Below are 17131 nucleotides of genomic sequence, written 5' to 3' on the forward strand. Positions count from 1 at the left end.
TAGCGTCGGGCCGGTTGGGGGAAGGATAGGCGAAAACGATGCTTGGGGAACGGCATGCCGGCGGGCGCAGGGCGCTGGCCGAGACGGTGGCGTTCGGCGTGGTGTTGGCCGTGGCGCTGGCGGTGGCCGGGGCGCGGGCGATGGAGAACATGAACCCCGATGGCGTCGCGTATATCCGCATCGCGCACTATTGGCGGGCAGGCGATTTCACGCGCGCGGTGAATGCGTATTGGGGGCCGATGTTCCCCTGGCTGATCGTGCTGTTCGAGGGGACGGCGCTGCCGACCCTCGGGGCGCGGGTCGCCATGGGGGTGTCCGGCTGGTTCTTCGGCATGGCGGCGATGCTGTGGCTGCGCGCGGCGCTGGCGCGGCGGATGGAGCGTGCGGTGGCCGGCGCGGTGGTGCTGCTGGTGGCGGTGAACTGGTCGACGGCGACGATCACGCCGGACCTGCTGATGGCCGGGTGGATGCTGCTGGCGGCCTGGATCGCGGCGCGGGCGGACTGGATGACGGCGCGGCGGTGGCAGGTGGCGATGGGGCTCTGCCTGGGGGCGGCGTTCCTGACCAAGGCGATCGCGTTGCCGGCGGCCGCGGTGTTCCTGGCGTTGGTGTTCGTGCTGGAGGCGTGGCGGCGGGAGCGGCCGGCGCGGGCGTTGGCCGGGGCGTTCGGCTGGGTGGTGGCGGGGCTTGCGGTGGTGGTGGTGCCGCAGGTGGTGGCGGTGTCGGTGCATTACGGCGTGCCGATGCTGTCCAGCGCGGGACGGATCAACCATGCGCTGGTGGGGCCGGGATCGGATTTCGAGCATCCGTTCATGAACAGCTTCTACCGGGTGGCAGCGGGTCGGGTGACGACGTGGGAGGACCCGACGGTGGATGCCTATGCGGACTGGTCGCCGTTCGCGTCGGCGCAGCTGTTCCTGTTCCAGGTGCGGATCGTGCTGCGCAATGCGTTGTTCGTGCTGACGGCGTTGCGCGGGTTCGATGCGCTGTGCCTGGGCGTGGTCGGGGCGATCGTGGCGGCACTGGCCGGGCGGACTACGCGGCGGGCGGAGAGGGTGGCGGTGGCGATGATCGTGGCGACCGCCCTGCCCTATCTGCCGGTATATGCGGGGGATCTGCGCTACTACCTCGCGGCGGTGCCGCTGCTGACCGGGCTGGCGTTCGCGACCGGCGGCGCAGTCGCGGCGGGCGCGGGGTGCGGTCGGCCAGTGGGCGTGGTGCTGGTGGCGCTGTCGTTCGGGATCGGCGTGCTGCCGGGGGCCGTGCACGCGTTCCTGGGGCGCAGCAACGCGGGGTATGTGCAGGCGGAGGCGCTGGACGCCGCGTTCCGGCGGCTGGAGCTGCCGGCGGGCGGGTGGGCGGCGCTGGGGGTGCGGAATACGGCGGCGCTGTATGCGGCGTTCCTGCAGGGGACGGCGTTCCACGGGCAGAAGGCACGGCTGGGCGATCCCGCGGCGTTGCTGGGCTCCGACGCCCGCTACGTGGTGGCCACGCAGGCGGCCGAGGAGGACATCGCAGTGCTGCGGCGCTTCGGCGTGGAGGTGGGCGCAATAGTGCCGGGGGTGCGGTTGTTCCGGGTGGGGCCGGAATAAGGGCCGTGTTCGGGCCCGATTGCGCCCGGGCCAGGCTGGGCACGGGCCATCAACTCTTGGCAAGAACGATCGCCCGATCGCCGATTTTCGTCGTGATCCCCGGTGGGAGCCGATAGCGTCGCGCTGCCGAAACGCGCGCCGCGGCGGCCGTGGACATGAGGTGGTTGGGGGCGTTCACCGGCTTCTTCTCGAACTTGCCTTGATCCCGTTCCGGGCCGTTCCGGCGGGATGCGCTCGGCGAAGTCACGAAGGGGATGGGAATGAGCGGATCGGTCATCGGCTGGATCATCGAACTGGTGGCAGGCGCGGTTGGCGGCAATGTCGCCGGCAACATGATGAAACAATACGATCTCGGGACGGTCGGCAACAGCATCGCCGGGATCGTCGGCGGCGGGATCGGCGGCCAGGTATTGCAGATGCTGGTGGGTGGCGCCGCCGGGGGCGGCGGCCTCGACATCGGGTCGATCGTCCAACAGGTCGTTGGCGGCGGGATCGGCGGCGGCATCCTGTTGGTGATCGTGGGCGCCATCAGGAAGATGATGGGCGGGCAGGGCCCCGGCGGCTGATCAGCTGCGGACGGCGCGGCGTTCCATCACCACGAGGAAGATCCCGGCGGCCAGGATCGTGGCCGCGCCGGCGAAGACCGGTAGCGATGGAATGTCGCCCCAGATCACGTAGCCGAGCACGAACGCCCACAGCAGCGACGAGTACTCGACTGTGCCCATCACCGAGGCGGGCGCGAAGCGGGCGCCTTCGAACAAGGAGAACTGGCCGAGGCCGCCGAGGACGCCGACGGCGAGCAGGAGGACGAGTTCGCCGGTCGTTGGGGGGACCCAGCTGAACGCCGTCAGCGTGCCGGTGACGACCAGGAAGCAGAGGTTCTGGTAGAACATCTGCAGCAGCGAGCTTTCGCGGCGGGCGATCTGGCGCATCAGGATGATGGCGTAGCCCCAGAAGGCGGCGGCGATCAGCACCAGGGCGGTGGCGAGCGAGGCGCGCACGCCGAACGGGTCGCTGGCGATCAGCACACCGAGAAAGCCAAGGATCACCGAGATCCAGCGTGCGGCCGTGACACGCTCGCCGAGCAGGGGGATGGCGAGCAGCGTGGTCATGATGGGGGCGCTGAAATACAGCGTCAGCAGCTGCGCCAGCGGCATGCTGCGCGCCGCGGTGTAGTAGCACAGCCAGGCGGCCAGGGTGATGACGCCGCGGAACAGCAGCGGGCCCTTCAGCTGCGTCTCCAGCGCCCGGCTGAGCAGGGCGGTGCGGCCGACGGCGACGGCGCCGATCACGATGGTGACGCTGCGGAAGAACAGCACCTGCCAGACCGGCAGGGTGGCGACCAGCCATTTGTTCGAGGCGTCGTGGAGTGCGAACAGGCTATACGCGAATACGCCCAGCCCGATGCCCAGCATGGTGCGGTCGCTGCCCATGGCCCCTACTCCGCGGCGTGGCGCAAGGCGGCGCCGGCGGCCAGCGGGCAGAGCGGCAGGGCGGCGGCCAGCAGGGCGGCGAGCAGCAGCAGATGCGGGCGCGGGCTCAGGCCGCCAGTGGCGGCATCGGCGGCGCCGACGCCGAAGATCAGCACCGGGGCAGCCAGCGGCAGGACCAGCAGCGGCAGCAGCACGCCGCCGCGGCGGGCGCCGAGCACGATGGCGGCACCGGCGCTGCCGAGCAGCGACAGGATGGCCGTGCCGGGCAGCAGGCCAGCGAGCAGGGCGGGGATACCGTCCTCGGGCATGCGCAGCATGATCGCGAGCGGGGCAGCGGCCAGCAACAGCGGCAGGCCGGTGGTGAGCCAGTGGCCGGCCGCCTTGGCCAAGGCGACGGCGGCGGGCGGGAGGCCGCAGAGAAGAAGCTGGTCGAGCGAGCCGTCCTCCAGCTCGGCGCCGAACAGGCGGTCGAGCGGCAGCAGGGCGGCGAGCAAAGCGCAGACCCAGATGATGCCGGGGGCCAGGCGGCCGAGGGTTTCCGGCGCCGGGCCGATGGCCAGCGGGAACAGGGCGGCGGCGAGCAGGAAGAACAGCAGCGCGGCGAGCGTATCGCTGCCGTGGCGGATGGACAGGCGCAGCTCGCGGGACAGCAGCGACAGGAAACGGGTCATGCCAGCGCCAGCTCCGCGGCATCCGGCAGCGGCAAGGGGAGGTGGGTGGCGGCGACCACCACGCCGGCGCGGGCGCGGTGGGCGGCCAGCAATGCGCCGAAGCGGCTTACGGAGGCGGTGTCGAGGCCCAGGGTCGGCTCGTCCAGCAGCCAGAGCGGGGCTTGGGTGAGCGCCAGGCGGGCCAAAGCGAGCCGGCGCTTCTGCCCGGCAGACAGCATGCGTGCCGGCAGGTCGGCAAGGCGGGCGAGGTCCACTGCCTCCAATGCGGCCGCCACGGCGGGCGGCGCGCCCCAGAAGCGCAGGTTCTCGGCGGCGGTCAGGCCGGGCTTCACCGCGTCCTGGTGGCCGAGATAGGCGACGCGGCCGGCATGGGCGACGAGGTCGGCCAGCGCGTCCTCGCCCTGCCAGCGCATATGACCGGCCTCGGCGCGGACCAAGCCGGCGAGGACGCGCAGCAGGGTCGACTTGCCGGAACCGTTCGGGCCGACCAGCAACAGCGCGCCGCCCGCCGCCACGGTGAAGCCTATGCCGGAGAGCACCAGACGCTCGCCCCGAAATGCCGCCAGCCCATCCGCCTCGAGCACCAGACCCCCATCGCCCGCGGCTTCACCCTGGGCATAATACCGTGCCGCACCAGTTACCTGCGGCTGCCGTGTGGACGGACTCGCCCTGGTGTGGTTTAAGCCCGACCGCCGGTAACAAACACCGCCCGCCCGCCGCGGGGAATCCCCCCGTTGCGACGCGCGTGGCGCAACGCAGAGGCACCTTCTCATGAAGTCAGTCGGGCAGGACAGCCTGAAGACCCGCCGCACGCTCTCCGTGCAGGGCCGCTCCTACGAATATTTTTCGCTCGCGGAGGCCGCCAGGACGATTGGCGACATCTCGCGCCTGCCCGTCAGCCTGAAGGTGCTGCTGGAGAACGTTCTGCGCTTCGAGGACGGCAAGGCCTACACCGTGGACGACGCGAAGGCGATCGCGGGCTGGCTGGAAAAGGCGTCCTCGACCAGGGAAGTGCCGTTCAAGCCGGCGCGCATCCTGATGCAGGATTTCACCGGGGTGCCCGCGGTGGTGGACCTCGCGGCGATGCGTGACGGCATCCTGCGCCTGGGCGGCAGCCCGGCGAAGGTGAACCCGCTGGTGCCCGTCGATCTGGTGATCGACCACTCGGTGATGGTGGATTATTTCGCCACCGCCGACTCGCAGCAGAAGAACGTGGGCGTGGAGTTCGAGCGCAACGCCGAGCGCTATGCCTTCCTGCGCTGGGGCCAGACCGCGTTCGACAGCTTCAAGGTGGTGCCGCCGGGCACCGGCATCTGCCACCAGGTGAACCTGGAATACCTTGCGCAGGCGGTGTGGACCGCCGAGCTGGACGGCAAGAGCTATGCCTATCCGGACACGCTGTATGGCACCGACAGCCACACCACCATGGTGAACGGCCTGGGCGTGCTGGGCTGGGGCGTGGGCGGCATCGAGGCCGAGGCGGCCATGCTCGGCCAGCCGATCGCCATGCTGATCCCCGACGTCATCGGCTTCCGGCTGCGCGGCCGGCTGCCGGAGGGGACGACCGCCACGGACCTGGTGCTGACCGTGACCCAGATGCTGCGCAAGAAGGGCGTGGTGGGCAAGTTCGTGGAGTTCTTCGGCCCCGGCCTGGCCGAGCTGTCGCTGGCCGATCGCGCGACCATCGCCAACATGGCGCCGGAATACGGTGCGACTTGCGGCTTCTTCCCGGTGGACAAGGTGACGCTGGACTACCTGCACCTGTCCGGCCGCGACACCGCGCGCATCGCGCTGGTGGAGGCGTACTGCAAGGCGCAGGGGCTGTGGAGCGATGCCTCCACCCCCGAGCCGGTGTTCACCGACACGCTGGACCTGGACCTGTCCACGGTGCAGCCGAGCCTCGCCGGCCCGAAGCGGCCGCAGGACCGGGTGCTGCTGAAGGACGCCGCACCGGCGTTCAAGGCCGAGCTGACCAAGAGCCTGGGCGTTCCCGCCAACGACGTGGGCATGAAGGCCGCGGTGGCCGGCAAGAACTACGAGATCACCCATGGCGACGTGGTGATCGCGGCGATCACCAGCTGCACCAACACCTCGAACCCGAACGTGATGGTGGCCGCGGGCCTGGTGGCACGCAAGGCGCGCGCCCTGGGGCTGACGCCGAAGCCGTGGGTGAAGACCTCGCTGGCGCCGGGCTCGCAGGTGGTGACGGAATACCTCGACAAGGCCGGGCTGAGCGCGGACCTGGATGCGATCGGGTTCAACACGGTGGGCTATGGCTGCACCACCTGCATCGGCAATTCCGGCCCGCTGGACGAGGCGATCGCGGACGCGATCGAGGACAACAGGCTGGTGGCGGTGTCGGTGCTGTCGGGCAACCGCAACTTCGAGGGCCGGGTGCACCCGAACGTGCGGGCGAACTACCTGGCCAGCCCGCCGCTGGTGGTGGCCTATGCGCTGCTGGGCAAGATGACCGAGGACATCACCACCGCGGTGATCGGCACGTCCAAGGACGGCAAGCCGGTGCATCTGAAGGACCTCTGGCCCACGAACAAGGAGATCGCCGAGGTGGTGGGCGCAAGCCTGTCGCGCGAGCAGTTCCTGAAGCGCTACGCCGAGGTGTTCAAGGGGCCGAAGCAGTGGCAGGCGATCGAGGTTGCCGCGGGCAGCGACACCTATAGCTGGTCGGACGGCTCCACCTACGTGAAGAACCCGCCGTATTTCGAGGGGATCACGATGGAGCCGGCGCCGGTGAGCGACATCACGGGCGCGCGCATCCTGGCGGTGCTGGGCGACAGCATCACCACCGACCACATCAGCCCGGCCGGCAACATCCGCAAGAACTCGCCGGCGGGCGAGTACCTCAGCGAGCGGCAGATCCCGCAGAAGGATTTCAACAGCTACGGGGCGCGGCGCGGCAACCACGAGGTGATGATGCGGGGCACGTTCGCCAACATCCGCATCCGCAACGAGATGGTACCGGGCGTGGAAGGCGGGATCACCAAGCACCTGCCCTCCGGCCAGCAGATGCCGATCTATGACGCGGCCATGCGCTACAAGGCCGAGGGCGTGCCGCTGGTGGTGATCGGCGGCAAGGAATACGGCACCGGCTCGTCGCGCGACTGGGCAGCGAAAGGGACGATGCTGCTGGGGGCGCGCGCGGTGATCGCCGAGAGCTTCGAGCGCATCCACCGCTCCAACCTGGTGGGCATGGGCGTGCTGCCGCTGACCTTCAAGGAAGGCATGGACCGCAAGAGCCTGGGCCTGACCGGCGAAGAGCTTCTGGACGTGATCGGGCTGGACGCGCTGAGCCCGCGGATGGACCTGTCACTGGTGATCCATCGCCCGAACGGCAAGGTCGACACGGTGCCGGTGCTGTGCCGCGTGGATACGCTGGACGAGGTGTCGTACTACCGCCACGGTGGCATCCTGCAGTATGTGCTGCGCGGGATGGCCAAGGCGGCCTGACGCTTCGGCGCAGGGTGGCGTTGCAAGGGCCGGGGGGCGTCTGCCTCCCGGCCTTTTTCGTCTCGGGGAATGGGGCGCTGAAGGATCGTGGCCAAGCCTTGCCTTAACACCAACCATGCCATCGTTGCCGCGCTCTCACGTTCCGGAGGTTCGGCAAATGTGCCCGATTCCGCGACAATCGCAGGCCGCATTGCAGGCACTATGCCTGGTCATTGCTGCTGTCCTCGCACTCTGCTCCGCGCCGGCCGTTGCCCGCACACTCGCTGAAGGCCAGGACGCGGACGGATGGCGGGACCAATGGGTGGCGTGGCAATACAAGGACGCGATCGATGACGCGTTTGTTCAGTTCGCCGGGGTAGACACCGATACGATCGCGATGGGCGTGCGCTGCAAGACGCGTGAAATGACGCAGCGGATCGTGCCACGCGACCCTTCCACAAGGGCCCTGCTCAGCCACGCGGCCAGAGAGAAAGCGTCGACCATCATCACCTGGCGGGTCGATCAGCAGGCACCGGTGACTGAAGCGTGGGTGTTGGATGGGTCAAGGCTTGACCGCGATCCCATGGTGATCGCCGCGCCGGCGTCGTCGCACATCGCCGAAGCGATGGCGCGAGCGCAGGAGCGTATCGCGGTGCGGTTGGCCGGGCACACCTTCATCATCCCCGCGAAAGGAGCAAATGCGGCCCTTGCACGCGTGACGACCGCGTGCGGGCGCAAGGGCTGACGATCGGCCGGTCGCTTCAATCGTCTCCGCACCAGCCTGGGTGGCGAAGGAGTGTCGTGGTGAAGATCAGGCGGATGGGGCCGTTGCGACCACGCCTGTTGCCGCCTGTCTGACCAAATTCCGTTCGCAACTGCCTGCCGTTCCAACAAGTGCCGGAGGCGCGTATGGTGCTCCGATCATCTGTTGACCTGGGAGGCGATCGTGCTGTTCAGGACAACCGGAATACTGCTGCTCGGCGCGGTGATCGTCGTCGCCCCGGCAGACGCACAAAACACGCCGACTCCAGCGGCGGTTACCCGAACAGTCATCGCCGCCGCCAAGCTGCCGAGCGTGACAGACGTGCCGCTTTATTTCAGGGCGGTGGGCGTCACCCTTCCGCCGGGCGAGAAAAGCGGCGCCTTGGCGGCCAATGGCGTCCTCTACCAGATCTCGGGATCGACTGAGGTTTCGGTCGATGGCCAGACCAAAACTCTAGGTGCCGGAGAGGGATTGTTCGTCGCCGGCGGGAAGACGGCGGCGCTGAAGGCAGGGAGTGGAGGGCCGTCGACCTTCCTGCATTTCTTTCTTGTCCCGGCTACGGACCTGGAGCGGCCTGCCGAGACGGCGCCAGCCATCGCACGAGAATTGTATCGCACAGCGTCGCCGATCCCCGACCTGAGGCCCGGCGGTTATGATCTCAATCTGACACGGATCACGTTTCCGGCTCAGATGCCCTCCAACCCGCCACATCATCGGTCGGGAGCGGCTCTGTACTACATCGTCTCCGGCACCGGGGCCAACACGGTCGACGGCAAGGCGCCAGAGGCCAAAGGACCGGGTTCCCTGATCTATGAGCCATTCGGCCTTGTGCACCAATGGGGGAACCCCGGAGCCGAGCCTTTGACATTCCTGGCTTTCAACATCAATCCAGAAGGCGTGGCGGCCGTGCTGCCGGGCGCCCCGGCGAAGCGCCAATAAGCGGAGAGCGATCAGCCCACGCGAGGGCTGGCGATGGTGTGAGCCGTTTTCGACAGACGGGAACTGCAGGGTCGCGGGCTGCGCAAGCCGGTCAACGTCAGTTGCCATCGCCACCGGGGTGTCCGGCTCGATCGAAAAGGCTGCCGCGCGGTGAATGCGTTCACTGTCATGGCCGCCCGGACGTTGCAGCCTGCGCCGCGTCAGGGGCAGGAACGCGCGAGGTCGCGGCACCGCCTGAGCCACGAAAGCACAGCAAGCCGTGTTGCGGGGGGATCGACCCATGCCCGACGACCGATGGCTCTGGGACCAGCCGAAACTGTGGCACGATATCAACCGGGCGCTGCAGGACATCTCGATCCTGCTGCAGCATCTCGGGCAGATGCCCGAAGCGCGACTGCTGACCTATTTCGAGGACACGCAGAACCGGATGGCGGACAGCGCGTCGAAGAACACCGTGCCACCCTGTGCGAGCTATCCCGAATTCCTGAACTGCCTGTTCCAGATCGCCTCGGCCTTCCAGACCGGCCGGCGCGACCAGCTTCCGGCGAACCCGCCAGGCCGCCCCGATGGGATGGCGCCGCTGGACCCGGTCTGCTTCGTGTACTGGAGCCGGGATTTCCTGCCGGCCGTCGCGGCGCCGGCAACGGCGGACTCGATCAGGGTGACCCAGGATTACATGATCCGCCGCGCCCGCATCTGCCGTTGCCGCCGGTGGCTGGGGGGAGTCCGCCGTACCCGGCCGGATCCCGCCCCGGCGATGCCGCCGCTGCCGCCCGACCCGGATGAGCCGACCCGCGAGATGCTGGCCCGCAAGCTCGCGCACTGGGCGCGGGGATTCGAATGGCTCACCGTCGGGGTGGTGCTGCTGACGGTCATGGTATCGATCTATGCGCTGTCCGGCCGGCTCATCCTGGGAAACGAGCACGACATGGCCGACAAATGGGCCAAGCTCGATGCCCAGCTCGAGTTGCAGGAGGACAAGTTGTTCTCCGCGCCGACGCAGGTTGCCTCGGTGGACGCTCACCGGATGGTGATCGGGCTGTGCGATTATGTCGGAACCGAAAAGGTGCAGGCACCCACCTGGATCGCAGAGGCGGGCACGGCGAACACACGCACCGATGCCTCCGGCAGTGGCGGCGAAACGGCGGTATTCCGCAAAGTGTACGTCTCGGCCCGGCAGGCGCATCTCTGCGACGAGCGTGAGAAGGTGCTGCGCGACCTGTTCATCGTGACCATGCATCTGCAGAACTGGAGCAGCGCCGTGACGCAGCGGATCGGCGAGGGCTGGACGGTCCATTTCGGCAATGTCGCCGTGCCCTTGGCCATCCCGCTTGCCCCGCTGTTCGGCGTAGTGCCGGCGACGTTGACGGACTACGCCGCAGACGGGCATGGCGCGCTGTGCAAACAGGCCGCCAGCGACATCTACGATCCCGCCACCGGCGAGGACGGATGCAAGCGAATCCTTTGGACCTTCATCAACCGGTCGCGCAACGTCGCGGAATCGATCCTCGGCAGCATCACCCAGTACATTCTGCCGGTCTTCTATGGCTTCCTGGGCGCGATGGCGGCGACGCTGCGCATGCTGCGGCGCAAGGTTGATGCGTCCCTGCTCAGCTACACCGACCGCGCGCGGCTGCAGCAGAGCGCGATCCTGGGCGTGCTGTGCGGCGGGGTTATCGGCCTGTTCGCCAGCTATATCGGCAAGGCGGACGCAGCGGGCGGGCTCGGACTGTCGGCGGTGGCGCTGCTGGCCGGCTATAACGTGGACGGCGTGTTCCGCTTCCTCGACGAACTGTCCGACCGCATCTTCCGCCCCACCACAGCCGGGAAGCCCTAGAGGCGGCCTGGGCAAGGGCGGCGGAGGGACGTATCGTCGGGGGTGGCAATAACTGGTCAGGGACCCCAAGCACATGCAGAACTCCGAGCAGATCTGGCGCCTCGTCGACGTCAAGAAGGATGATTTCGAGGCGCTGAGCGACCGGATCTGGGACAAGCCGGAGATCGCCTACACCGAATACGACTCGGTGGCGGAGCACACGGCGATGCTGGAGCAGCAGGGTTTCCGCGTGACCGCGAACCTGGCGGGGATTCCGACGGCGGTGATGGGCGAGGCCGGCGAGGACGGGCCGGTGATCGCGATCCTGGGCGAATACGATGCGCTGCCGGGGCTGAGCCAGGAGGCCGGGGTGGCCGAGCCGCGGCCGCTGCCGGGCAACGGGCTGGGGCATGGCTGCGGCCACAACCTGCTGGGCTCGGCCGCATTGCTGGCGGCGACAGCGGTGAAGGACTGGCTGGCCGAGAACGGCCTGAAGGGGCGCGTGCGCTATTACGGCTGCCCGGCCGAGGAAGGCGGCGCCGCCAAGGGATTCATGGTACGCGCCGGGTGCTTCGACGACGTGGACATCGCCATCACCTGGCACCCGATGCCGTTCGCCGGCGTCAACGACGCGATGAGCCTGGCCAACACGCGCATCGACTTCACCTTCACCGGGCGGGCGAGCCACGCGGCCGCGGCGCCGCAGCTCGGGCGCAGCGCGCTGGATGCCGTCGAGTTGATGAATGTCGGCGTCAACTACATGCGCGAGCACATGCCCAGCGACGCGCGCATCCACTACGCCATGCTCGACGGCGGCGGGGTGGCGCCGAACGTGGTGCAGGCGAAGGCGAAGGTGCGCTATGCGGTGCGGGCGCGCGACATCACCGAGATGAACCAGCTGCTGGAGCGGGTGAAGAAGGTGGCGCAGGGGGCCGCGTTGATGACCGAGACCAGCGTGGACACGAAGACCATCAGCGCCGTATCGAACCTGATGGGCAATGCGCCGCTGGAGAAGGCGATGCATGACAACTTCATGCGCCTGGGCCCACCCCCCTTCGATGCGGCCGACCGCGCCTTCGCCGAGCAGATCCGCGCGACGCTGACCGAGGCCGATATCGCCGCGCAGTATCGCCGCGCCGGGTTGCCGATCCGCAAGGACCAGCCGCTGAGCGACTTCATCGTGCCGCTGGGGCTGACCGGCGAGCCGATGCTGGGCTCTACCGATGTCGGCGACGTGAGCTGGAAGGTGCCGCTGGTGCAGGCGGATGGCGCGACGATCGCCATTGGCACGCCGTTCCATTCCTGGCAACTGACGGCGCAGGGCAAGTCGCCGCTGGCGAAGAAGGGTATGGTACACGTGGCGAAGGTGATGGCGGCGACCGCGGTTGACGCCATCCGCGACGAGGCGCTGGTGGCCCGGGCGAAGGCCGATCTGGCGGAGCGGACGAAGGACAATCCCTATGTCTGCCCGATCCCGGACGACGTGCATCCGCCGATCCAGCCGAAGGCGGCCTGAGCAGGAAGGAACGCAAATGCCCTGGCGTACCCGGAAGGTGCGCCAGGGACCGTCGCTCGGCCCCCGCGCACGACAACTTTGATTGCGGGAGCGCATGGACGGCCACAAGCTCGGGCATTTCCAGGCGATCGCCGCCAGCATGACGCGGCCAACACAAGGGGGAGGACGATGGCAGGCACTGCGGACAACACGTATCGCGGCAAGTGCTTCTGCGGCGCGATCGAGGTGGCGGTGACGGGCGCCCCGGAAGCCATGGGGTATTGCCATTGCAGCGACTGCCGGTCGTGGTCGGCCGGGCCGGTCAACGCATTCACCCTGTGGAAGCCGGACAATGTGGCCGTGACCAAGGGGGCAGAGAACCTGGCGACATTCCACAAGACGGAGAACAGCTATCGTCAGTTCTGCCGGATCTGCGGCGGCCACCTGATGACCAACCATCCGGGCATGGGGCTTGTCGACGTCTACGCGGCGACGATCCCGGATTTGCCGTTCGAACCGCAACTGCACGTGTTCTATGGCGAAACTGTCCTGCGCATCCGCGACGGCCTGCCGAAGATGAAGGATGTCCCGGCGCAGATGGGCGGATCGGGAGACGTGCTGCCGGAGTGATGCCGGCGATCCTGTCCGGATCGTCAGGCGGTGCGGGCCTGGCCTTCGTAGGCCGTGTCGGCGAGGGTGTCGTCATAGATCGTCAGGGCGAGGTTGCGCGGCATGTTGTCCAGGGCCGCGGCACCCTCGTTCGGGCAGTCGCCGCTGCCCAGGCGCCGGGCGACGGCGGCGAAGGCGTCCACCTGGCGGCGGCACAGGCTGGCGAGCCCCATGCGGGTCGCGGCCGGGGAGAAGCGGGCGTAGGTCCGCAGCAGCGACAGCCGCGCGGCGAAGGTGGCAACGGTTTCGCCATTGGGCGTGCCGCGCCATTCGTGGGCGAGCGCCTCGGCCTGCTGCCAGCCCAGCCGGGGCAGCAGGCTGGCGAAGACGTCGGCCTCGTTGGCCAGGCGGCACAGCAAGTCCACCTGAGCGCCCAGCGGGCCGGGCGGCAGGTCGCCGGCGACGCGGCGGGCGTTCTCGGGCACCAGGGCGGGGTTGGTCCGCAGGATCACGGCTTCCACCACCTGCCGGGCGAGCGGCGACAGGGGACCTGCGGCGAGCACGCGAGCGGCGGCCCCCTTCTCCAGCCTGCCGTCGCCGCCGGGCGTGCCGTCATGGCCCCAGTCGTGGCCGACCATCGCCACCACGCCGAGCACGGCCAGCGCGGGGTCCAGGGCGCCGTCCGCGCGGGCCTGGCCGCACAACGCGCCCATGGCCCGGACCACCTCGGCGACGTGGTGGCGGTTGTGGTAGGGCAGTTCCGCCATGCCCATGCAGTTGGCATCGATGGCATGGGCCAGCATCAGGGCGAAGTCGCGCAGCGCGGGCAGGTCGGGTGCCGGATCGGGTCCGACCGCCGCCGCCAAGGCCGCGGCGACGGCGCCGGGCAGGTCAGGCGGAACCTGCCGCAGCGTCGTGAACAGCACTTCGATGATTGCCAGCGTTTCCAGTGGCCTTTGCCCCCCTCAACCGGGCGCGCGATGGTAACGACACCGCAACGCCGCTGTCGATCCGATTCGTTCGCCGGCCGGTCAATAGGTCGCGCGGCCGCCCGAGCAGTCGAACACGGCGCCGGTGCTGAAGCTCGCTTCCTCGCTGGACAGCCAGCAGATCAGGGAGGCGACCTCGTCCACCGAGCCGAACCGGCCCATCGGGATCTTCGAGAGCATGAAGTCGATATGCTCCTGCGTCATCTGGTCGAAGATGGGCGTGCGCACCGCGGCGGGGGTGACGCAATTGACAACGATCCCGGTCTTGGCCAGTTCCTTGCCCAACGACTTCGTGAAGCCGATCACGGCCGCCTTCGAGGTGGAATAGGCCGAGGCGTTCGGGTTGCCCTCCTTGCCGGCGACCGAGGCGATGTTGACGATGCGGCCGTAGCCGCCGGCCTGCATGTGCGGCACGACCGCCCGGCTGCAGTAGAAGACGCCGTTCACGTTCACGCCGATCACCCGCTGCCAGGCGTCGACCGGGTATTCCCAGGTGGGCATGTTCGGCCCGGTGATGCCGGCGCTGGCGACCAGGATGTCGATCTTTCCCAGCGCCTTCGCGGTGGCGTCGGCGGCGCGTTGCACCGCTTCGGCATCGGCGAGGTCCAGCGTCTCGGTATGAACCTGGATGCCCAGGCGGGCGGAGACCTCGGCCAGGGCCGCGGCGTCGCGGTCCCAGATGGCCAGGCGCGCGCCCTCAATGGCCAGGCGCCGCGACACGGCGAAGCCGATACCGGAGACGCCGCCGGTCACGACGGCCACGCGGCCGTGGAAGCGCTGTTGTGCCATGAGTCCCCCCTCCGTTGTTTCTGCCTCTGCGCTTAGCGCGTCGCGGGCGGACGGGGAAGTCAGGGGATGACGCGCACGCCTTTCCAGAAGGCGACGCGGCCGCGGATGCTGTCGGCGGCGGGCTTCGGGTCCGGGTAGTACCAGACGGCGTTCGGGTTCGCGCGCTCGTCGACCTGCAGGTTGTAGTAGTGCGCCGTGCCCTTCCAGGGGCAGATACTGGTGTGGTCGCTGTCGGTGACATAGCCCCGCTGCAGAGCGGCGGCGGGGAAATAGGCGTTGCCCTCGACGGTGACGATGTCGTCGCTTTCGGCGACCACCGTGCCGTTCCAGACCGCTTTCATGGCTGCGTCTCCGTGTTGTTGCCGCGGCTCTCGTGTCCTGCCCCCGACGTTCGTCGCTGATGGCGAACTTCGGATTCGGGACAATAGTATCGATGCAGCGACATGGAAGGCAGGAGGGACAGATGAGCGGGACGGTGCGGCCGGTGGCGCTGGTCACCGGGGCCTCGTCGGGCATCGGGGCGGAACTGGCTCGCGCCTTCGTGCGCGGCCGGCACGACGTGGTGCTGGTGGCGCGCCGGCGCGACCGGCTGGAGGCGCTGGCGGCCACTCTGGGCGGGCATGCGCGGGTGCTGGCCGAGGACCTCGCCGACCCCGGGGCGCCGGCCCGGCTGCTGGCGGAGACCGGGCCGGTCGATGTGCTGGTGAACAACGCGGGCTTCGGGGCGCTGGGGCGGTTCGTCGAGCTGCCGCTGGAGCGGCAACTGGGCATCGTGCAGGTGAACGTGGTGGCGCTGACGGCGCTGACGCGGCTGTACCTGCCGCCGATGGTGGCGCGCGGGCATGGGCGGGTGCTGAACGTGGCCTCCACCGCTGCGTTCCAGCCCGGGCCCGGCCTCGCGGTCTACGGTGCCACCAAAGCCTTTGTGCTGTCGCTGTCGGAGGCGCTGCATGCCGAGCTCGAGGGCACCGGCGTCACTGTCACCTGCCTGTGCCCTGGCGCCACCGAGTCGGAGTTCGCGGCCACGGCCGGCATGGGCGACTCACGGCTGTTCCGTCATGCCATGAGTGCGGCGGAGGTGGCGCGGCAGGGCTTCGCGGCCACGATGGCCGGGCGGCGTCTGGTGGTGACGGGGACGCTGAACCAGATGAGCGCCATGGGCGTGCGCTTCGCGCCGCGTGGGCTGGCGCTGAATATCGCGCGCAAGCTGCTGCTGGGGTAGGCCGCGCTCGCCGCCTGAGGAACGCCTGACAGCGAGCCCGGTAGCCACCGCCTTTTTCAACGGAATCGGTCGGGCGCGGTCCCGCTGGAAACCCACGCCCTACGCTGCGTCCGTCTCCATGGCGTAGCGGCGGCAGTGCTCGAGATAGGCTTGTTCATGTGCGCCGACGAGTTCAACGATGCTGGACCACAACCAGGACGGCGCATCCAGGCTCCTGGAAGAATTGCGCTGCAATTCAGCGAGCCAGGACGCGCCCGTCGCGGGGTCCATCTGGCGTGCATGGGCGCGGCCCACCACTGTGGTCAGGAAACGCGCCACCTCCACCGCCTCCTCCCGCGTCAGTTGCTCGATCTGGAGTTTCAGATCTTGCGGCAGCAACTCGCGGACGAAGACCGCACGATCCAGCAGGCGTGCCGCCACCATCCGCTCGCCCAGGAAGGGAGAGAGATTGCGCGCGCCTTCCACGACGCGCCGGGCGTTGTCACGCGGCATCCCCGAATCGGCATAGCGGGGGGCTGCCGCGGCGATCGCCTCCTTGATGTCCATCAGGCAGTGCCGGAGCCGGCCCTTGCGCCCCTCGACCGCCACCAGGACGGCGAAGCGCAGCTGGCCGAGCGAACTGCAGCCCTTGCGCCAATATGCGGCGTCCACGACCCGGACATCCGCCCCGTCGTCCCGGCCGCGCAACGCCGTTGCCAGCGCACGCAGCTCCTCCGTGCCGAAAAGCGCGTCGATGGCTGCGCGCTCGGAGGGCTCGAGCGGCCAGAAACGCCGACCGAGCGGGATGACCGGTGCGACGCCCTCAATCCGCTCGTCCGCAAGGTTCCTCCAGGAGCGCCCGGCGGCCTTGCGCATCACCAGCCTGACCGCCTTCGGCATGTCGGTGTGGCCGTCACCCGCGCCATCGGGCTGGGTGAAGGCGGCCGCGTAGCCCTCCATCATGTGTTCCAGCACATGCGCCGTGGTGACCCCAGGGAGGTCGGAGCCTCGTGCGGCCATGGCCAGCGACAAACCGAGACGGATGAGGTCGTGCGCAGGATTGCCGATGACCGTCTGGTCCAGGTCGCGGATCTGGATCTCCAGCTCGCCGTCGGCACTTGCCACCGGTCCTAGATTGCCGACATGGCAGTCGCCGCAGATCCAGACCTCCGGGCCATCCGGCACGGTGCAGCGATCCGACTGCCCGAGCCAGGCGTAGAAGCGTGTCGTGCTGCCGCGGACATATGCATTGGCCGAGGCCGCCATCTTGCGGTTCCGCCTGGCCGCGAGCGCAGCCTGGCGCTGGTCCGGTTGGCAGGATGCACGAACTGCTTTGTTCATGCAGATGACTCACCATGCCCTGTTCGCCGGCTCAAGCAGAAACCGAGCG

The 17131-nt window shown here is 68.9% G+C and carries 17 protein-coding genes; 9 read left to right on the forward strand and 8 right to left on the reverse strand.

The window, feature by feature from the left end:
* Positions 1–38: 38 nt before the first annotated feature.
* A complete protein-coding gene (locus OL599_RS02600; protein WP_264712031.1) occupies positions 39–1592 on the forward strand; it encodes a hypothetical protein in 1554 nt (517 codons plus the stop codon).
* A gap of 49 nt (positions 1593–1641) precedes the next feature.
* Here OL599_RS02600 and OL599_RS02605 read toward each other — a convergent pair whose 3' ends face one another.
* Positions 1642–1869, reverse strand: a complete 228-nt coding sequence (locus tag OL599_RS02605) for a hypothetical protein (protein WP_264712032.1) — start codon at positions 1867–1869, stop codon at positions 1642–1644.
* Between OL599_RS02605 and OL599_RS02610 the strand changes: the two genes are divergently transcribed.
* Entirely contained in the window at positions 1853–2158 is a 306-nt protein-coding gene (locus OL599_RS02610; protein WP_264712033.1) for a hypothetical protein, read from the forward strand. The genes OL599_RS02605 and OL599_RS02610 overlap by 17 nt on opposite strands.
* Here the strand turns inward: OL599_RS02610 and OL599_RS02615 are convergent, their stop codons facing one another.
* Genes OL599_RS02615 through ccmA form a run of 3 tightly spaced genes read right to left on the reverse strand, consistent with a single transcriptional unit; the run spans position 2159 to position 4280 of the window.
* Positions 2159–3025, reverse strand: coding sequence for a DMT family transporter (locus tag OL599_RS02615; protein WP_264712034.1), 867 nt, complete (start codon positions 3023–3025; stop codon positions 2159–2161).
* Between the two features lie 5 nt (positions 3026–3030).
* The gene (gene ccmB / locus OL599_RS02620; RefSeq protein WP_264712035.1) at positions 3031–3696 is read right to left on the reverse strand and encodes a heme exporter protein CcmB; all 666 of its coding nucleotides are present in this window, start codon (positions 3694–3696) and stop codon (positions 3031–3033) included.
* Positions 3693–4280 (reverse strand): heme ABC exporter ATP-binding protein CcmA, encoded by a 588-nt coding sequence (gene ccmA / locus OL599_RS02625; protein ID WP_264712036.1) that lies wholly within the window; start codon positions 4278–4280, stop codon positions 3693–3695. Before ccmA ends, ccmB begins: the two co-directional genes overlap by 4 nt.
* 187 nt (positions 4281–4467) lie before the next feature.
* Here ccmA and acnA point away from each other — a divergent pair, with 187 nt between their 5' ends.
* The 6 genes from acnA (at position 4468) to OL599_RS02655 (ending at position 12783) form a co-directional block, all read left to right on the forward strand.
* Positions 4468–7161, forward strand: coding sequence for an aconitate hydratase AcnA (gene acnA, locus OL599_RS02630; RefSeq protein ID WP_264712037.1), 2694 nt, complete (start codon positions 4468–4470; stop codon positions 7159–7161).
* A gap of 157 nt (positions 7162–7318) precedes the next feature.
* The gene (locus tag OL599_RS02635) at positions 7319–7885 is read left to right on the forward strand and encodes a hypothetical protein (protein ID WP_264712038.1); all 567 of its coding nucleotides are present in this window, start codon (positions 7319–7321) and stop codon (positions 7883–7885) included.
* A 201-nt stretch (positions 7886–8086) separates the two neighbouring features.
* Entirely contained in the window at positions 8087–8842 is a 756-nt protein-coding gene (locus tag OL599_RS02640) for a cupin domain-containing protein (RefSeq protein WP_264712039.1), read from the forward strand.
* 280 nt (positions 8843–9122) lie between these two features.
* Positions 9123–10679 carry a hypothetical protein gene (locus OL599_RS02645; protein ID WP_264712040.1) on the forward strand — a complete coding sequence of 519 codons (1557 nt, stop codon included), beginning with the start codon at positions 9123–9125 and terminating at the stop codon, positions 10677–10679.
* 73 nt (positions 10680–10752) lie between these two features.
* The gene (locus tag OL599_RS02650) at positions 10753–12174 is read left to right on the forward strand and encodes a M20 family metallopeptidase (protein WP_264712041.1); all 1422 of its coding nucleotides are present in this window, start codon (positions 10753–10755) and stop codon (positions 12172–12174) included.
* Between the two features lie 168 nt (positions 12175–12342).
* A complete protein-coding gene (locus OL599_RS02655) occupies positions 12343–12783 on the forward strand; it encodes a GFA family protein (RefSeq protein WP_264712042.1) in 441 nt (146 codons plus the stop codon).
* Positions 12784–12806: 23 nt separating this feature from the next.
* Here the strand turns inward: OL599_RS02655 and OL599_RS02660 are convergent, their stop codons facing one another.
* From OL599_RS02660 to OL599_RS02670, 3 genes are all read right to left on the reverse strand, one after another.
* Complete coding sequence (locus tag OL599_RS02660; RefSeq protein WP_264712043.1) at positions 12807–13688, reverse strand: 3',5'-cyclic nucleotide phosphodiesterase; 882 nt, start codon at positions 13686–13688, stop codon at positions 12807–12809.
* A gap of 105 nt (positions 13689–13793) precedes the next feature.
* Positions 13794–14540 carry an SDR family NAD(P)-dependent oxidoreductase gene (locus tag OL599_RS02665; protein WP_264712044.1) on the reverse strand — a complete coding sequence of 249 codons (747 nt, stop codon included), beginning with the start codon at positions 14538–14540 and terminating at the stop codon, positions 13794–13796.
* 59 nt (positions 14541–14599) lie between these two features.
* Entirely contained in the window at positions 14600–14881 is a 282-nt protein-coding gene (locus OL599_RS02670) for a DUF427 domain-containing protein (protein WP_264712045.1), read from the reverse strand.
* 122 nt (positions 14882–15003) lie between these two features.
* Here OL599_RS02670 and OL599_RS02675 point away from each other — a divergent pair, with 122 nt between their 5' ends.
* A complete protein-coding gene (locus OL599_RS02675; RefSeq protein WP_264712047.1) occupies positions 15004–15762 on the forward strand; it encodes an SDR family NAD(P)-dependent oxidoreductase in 759 nt (252 codons plus the stop codon).
* A 99-nt stretch (positions 15763–15861) separates the two neighbouring features.
* On the opposite strand, the gene OL599_RS02680 is transcribed toward OL599_RS02675, so the two are convergent.
* Entirely contained in the window at positions 15862–17082 is a 1221-nt protein-coding gene (locus OL599_RS02680; RefSeq protein WP_264712048.1) for a DUF2252 domain-containing protein, read from the reverse strand.
* Positions 17083–17131 lie beyond the last annotated feature (49 nt).

It is taken from the genome of Limobrevibacterium gyesilva, from assembly GCF_025989185.1.
Lineage (GTDB): Bacteria > Pseudomonadota > Alphaproteobacteria > Acetobacterales > Acetobacteraceae > Limobrevibacterium > Limobrevibacterium gyesilva.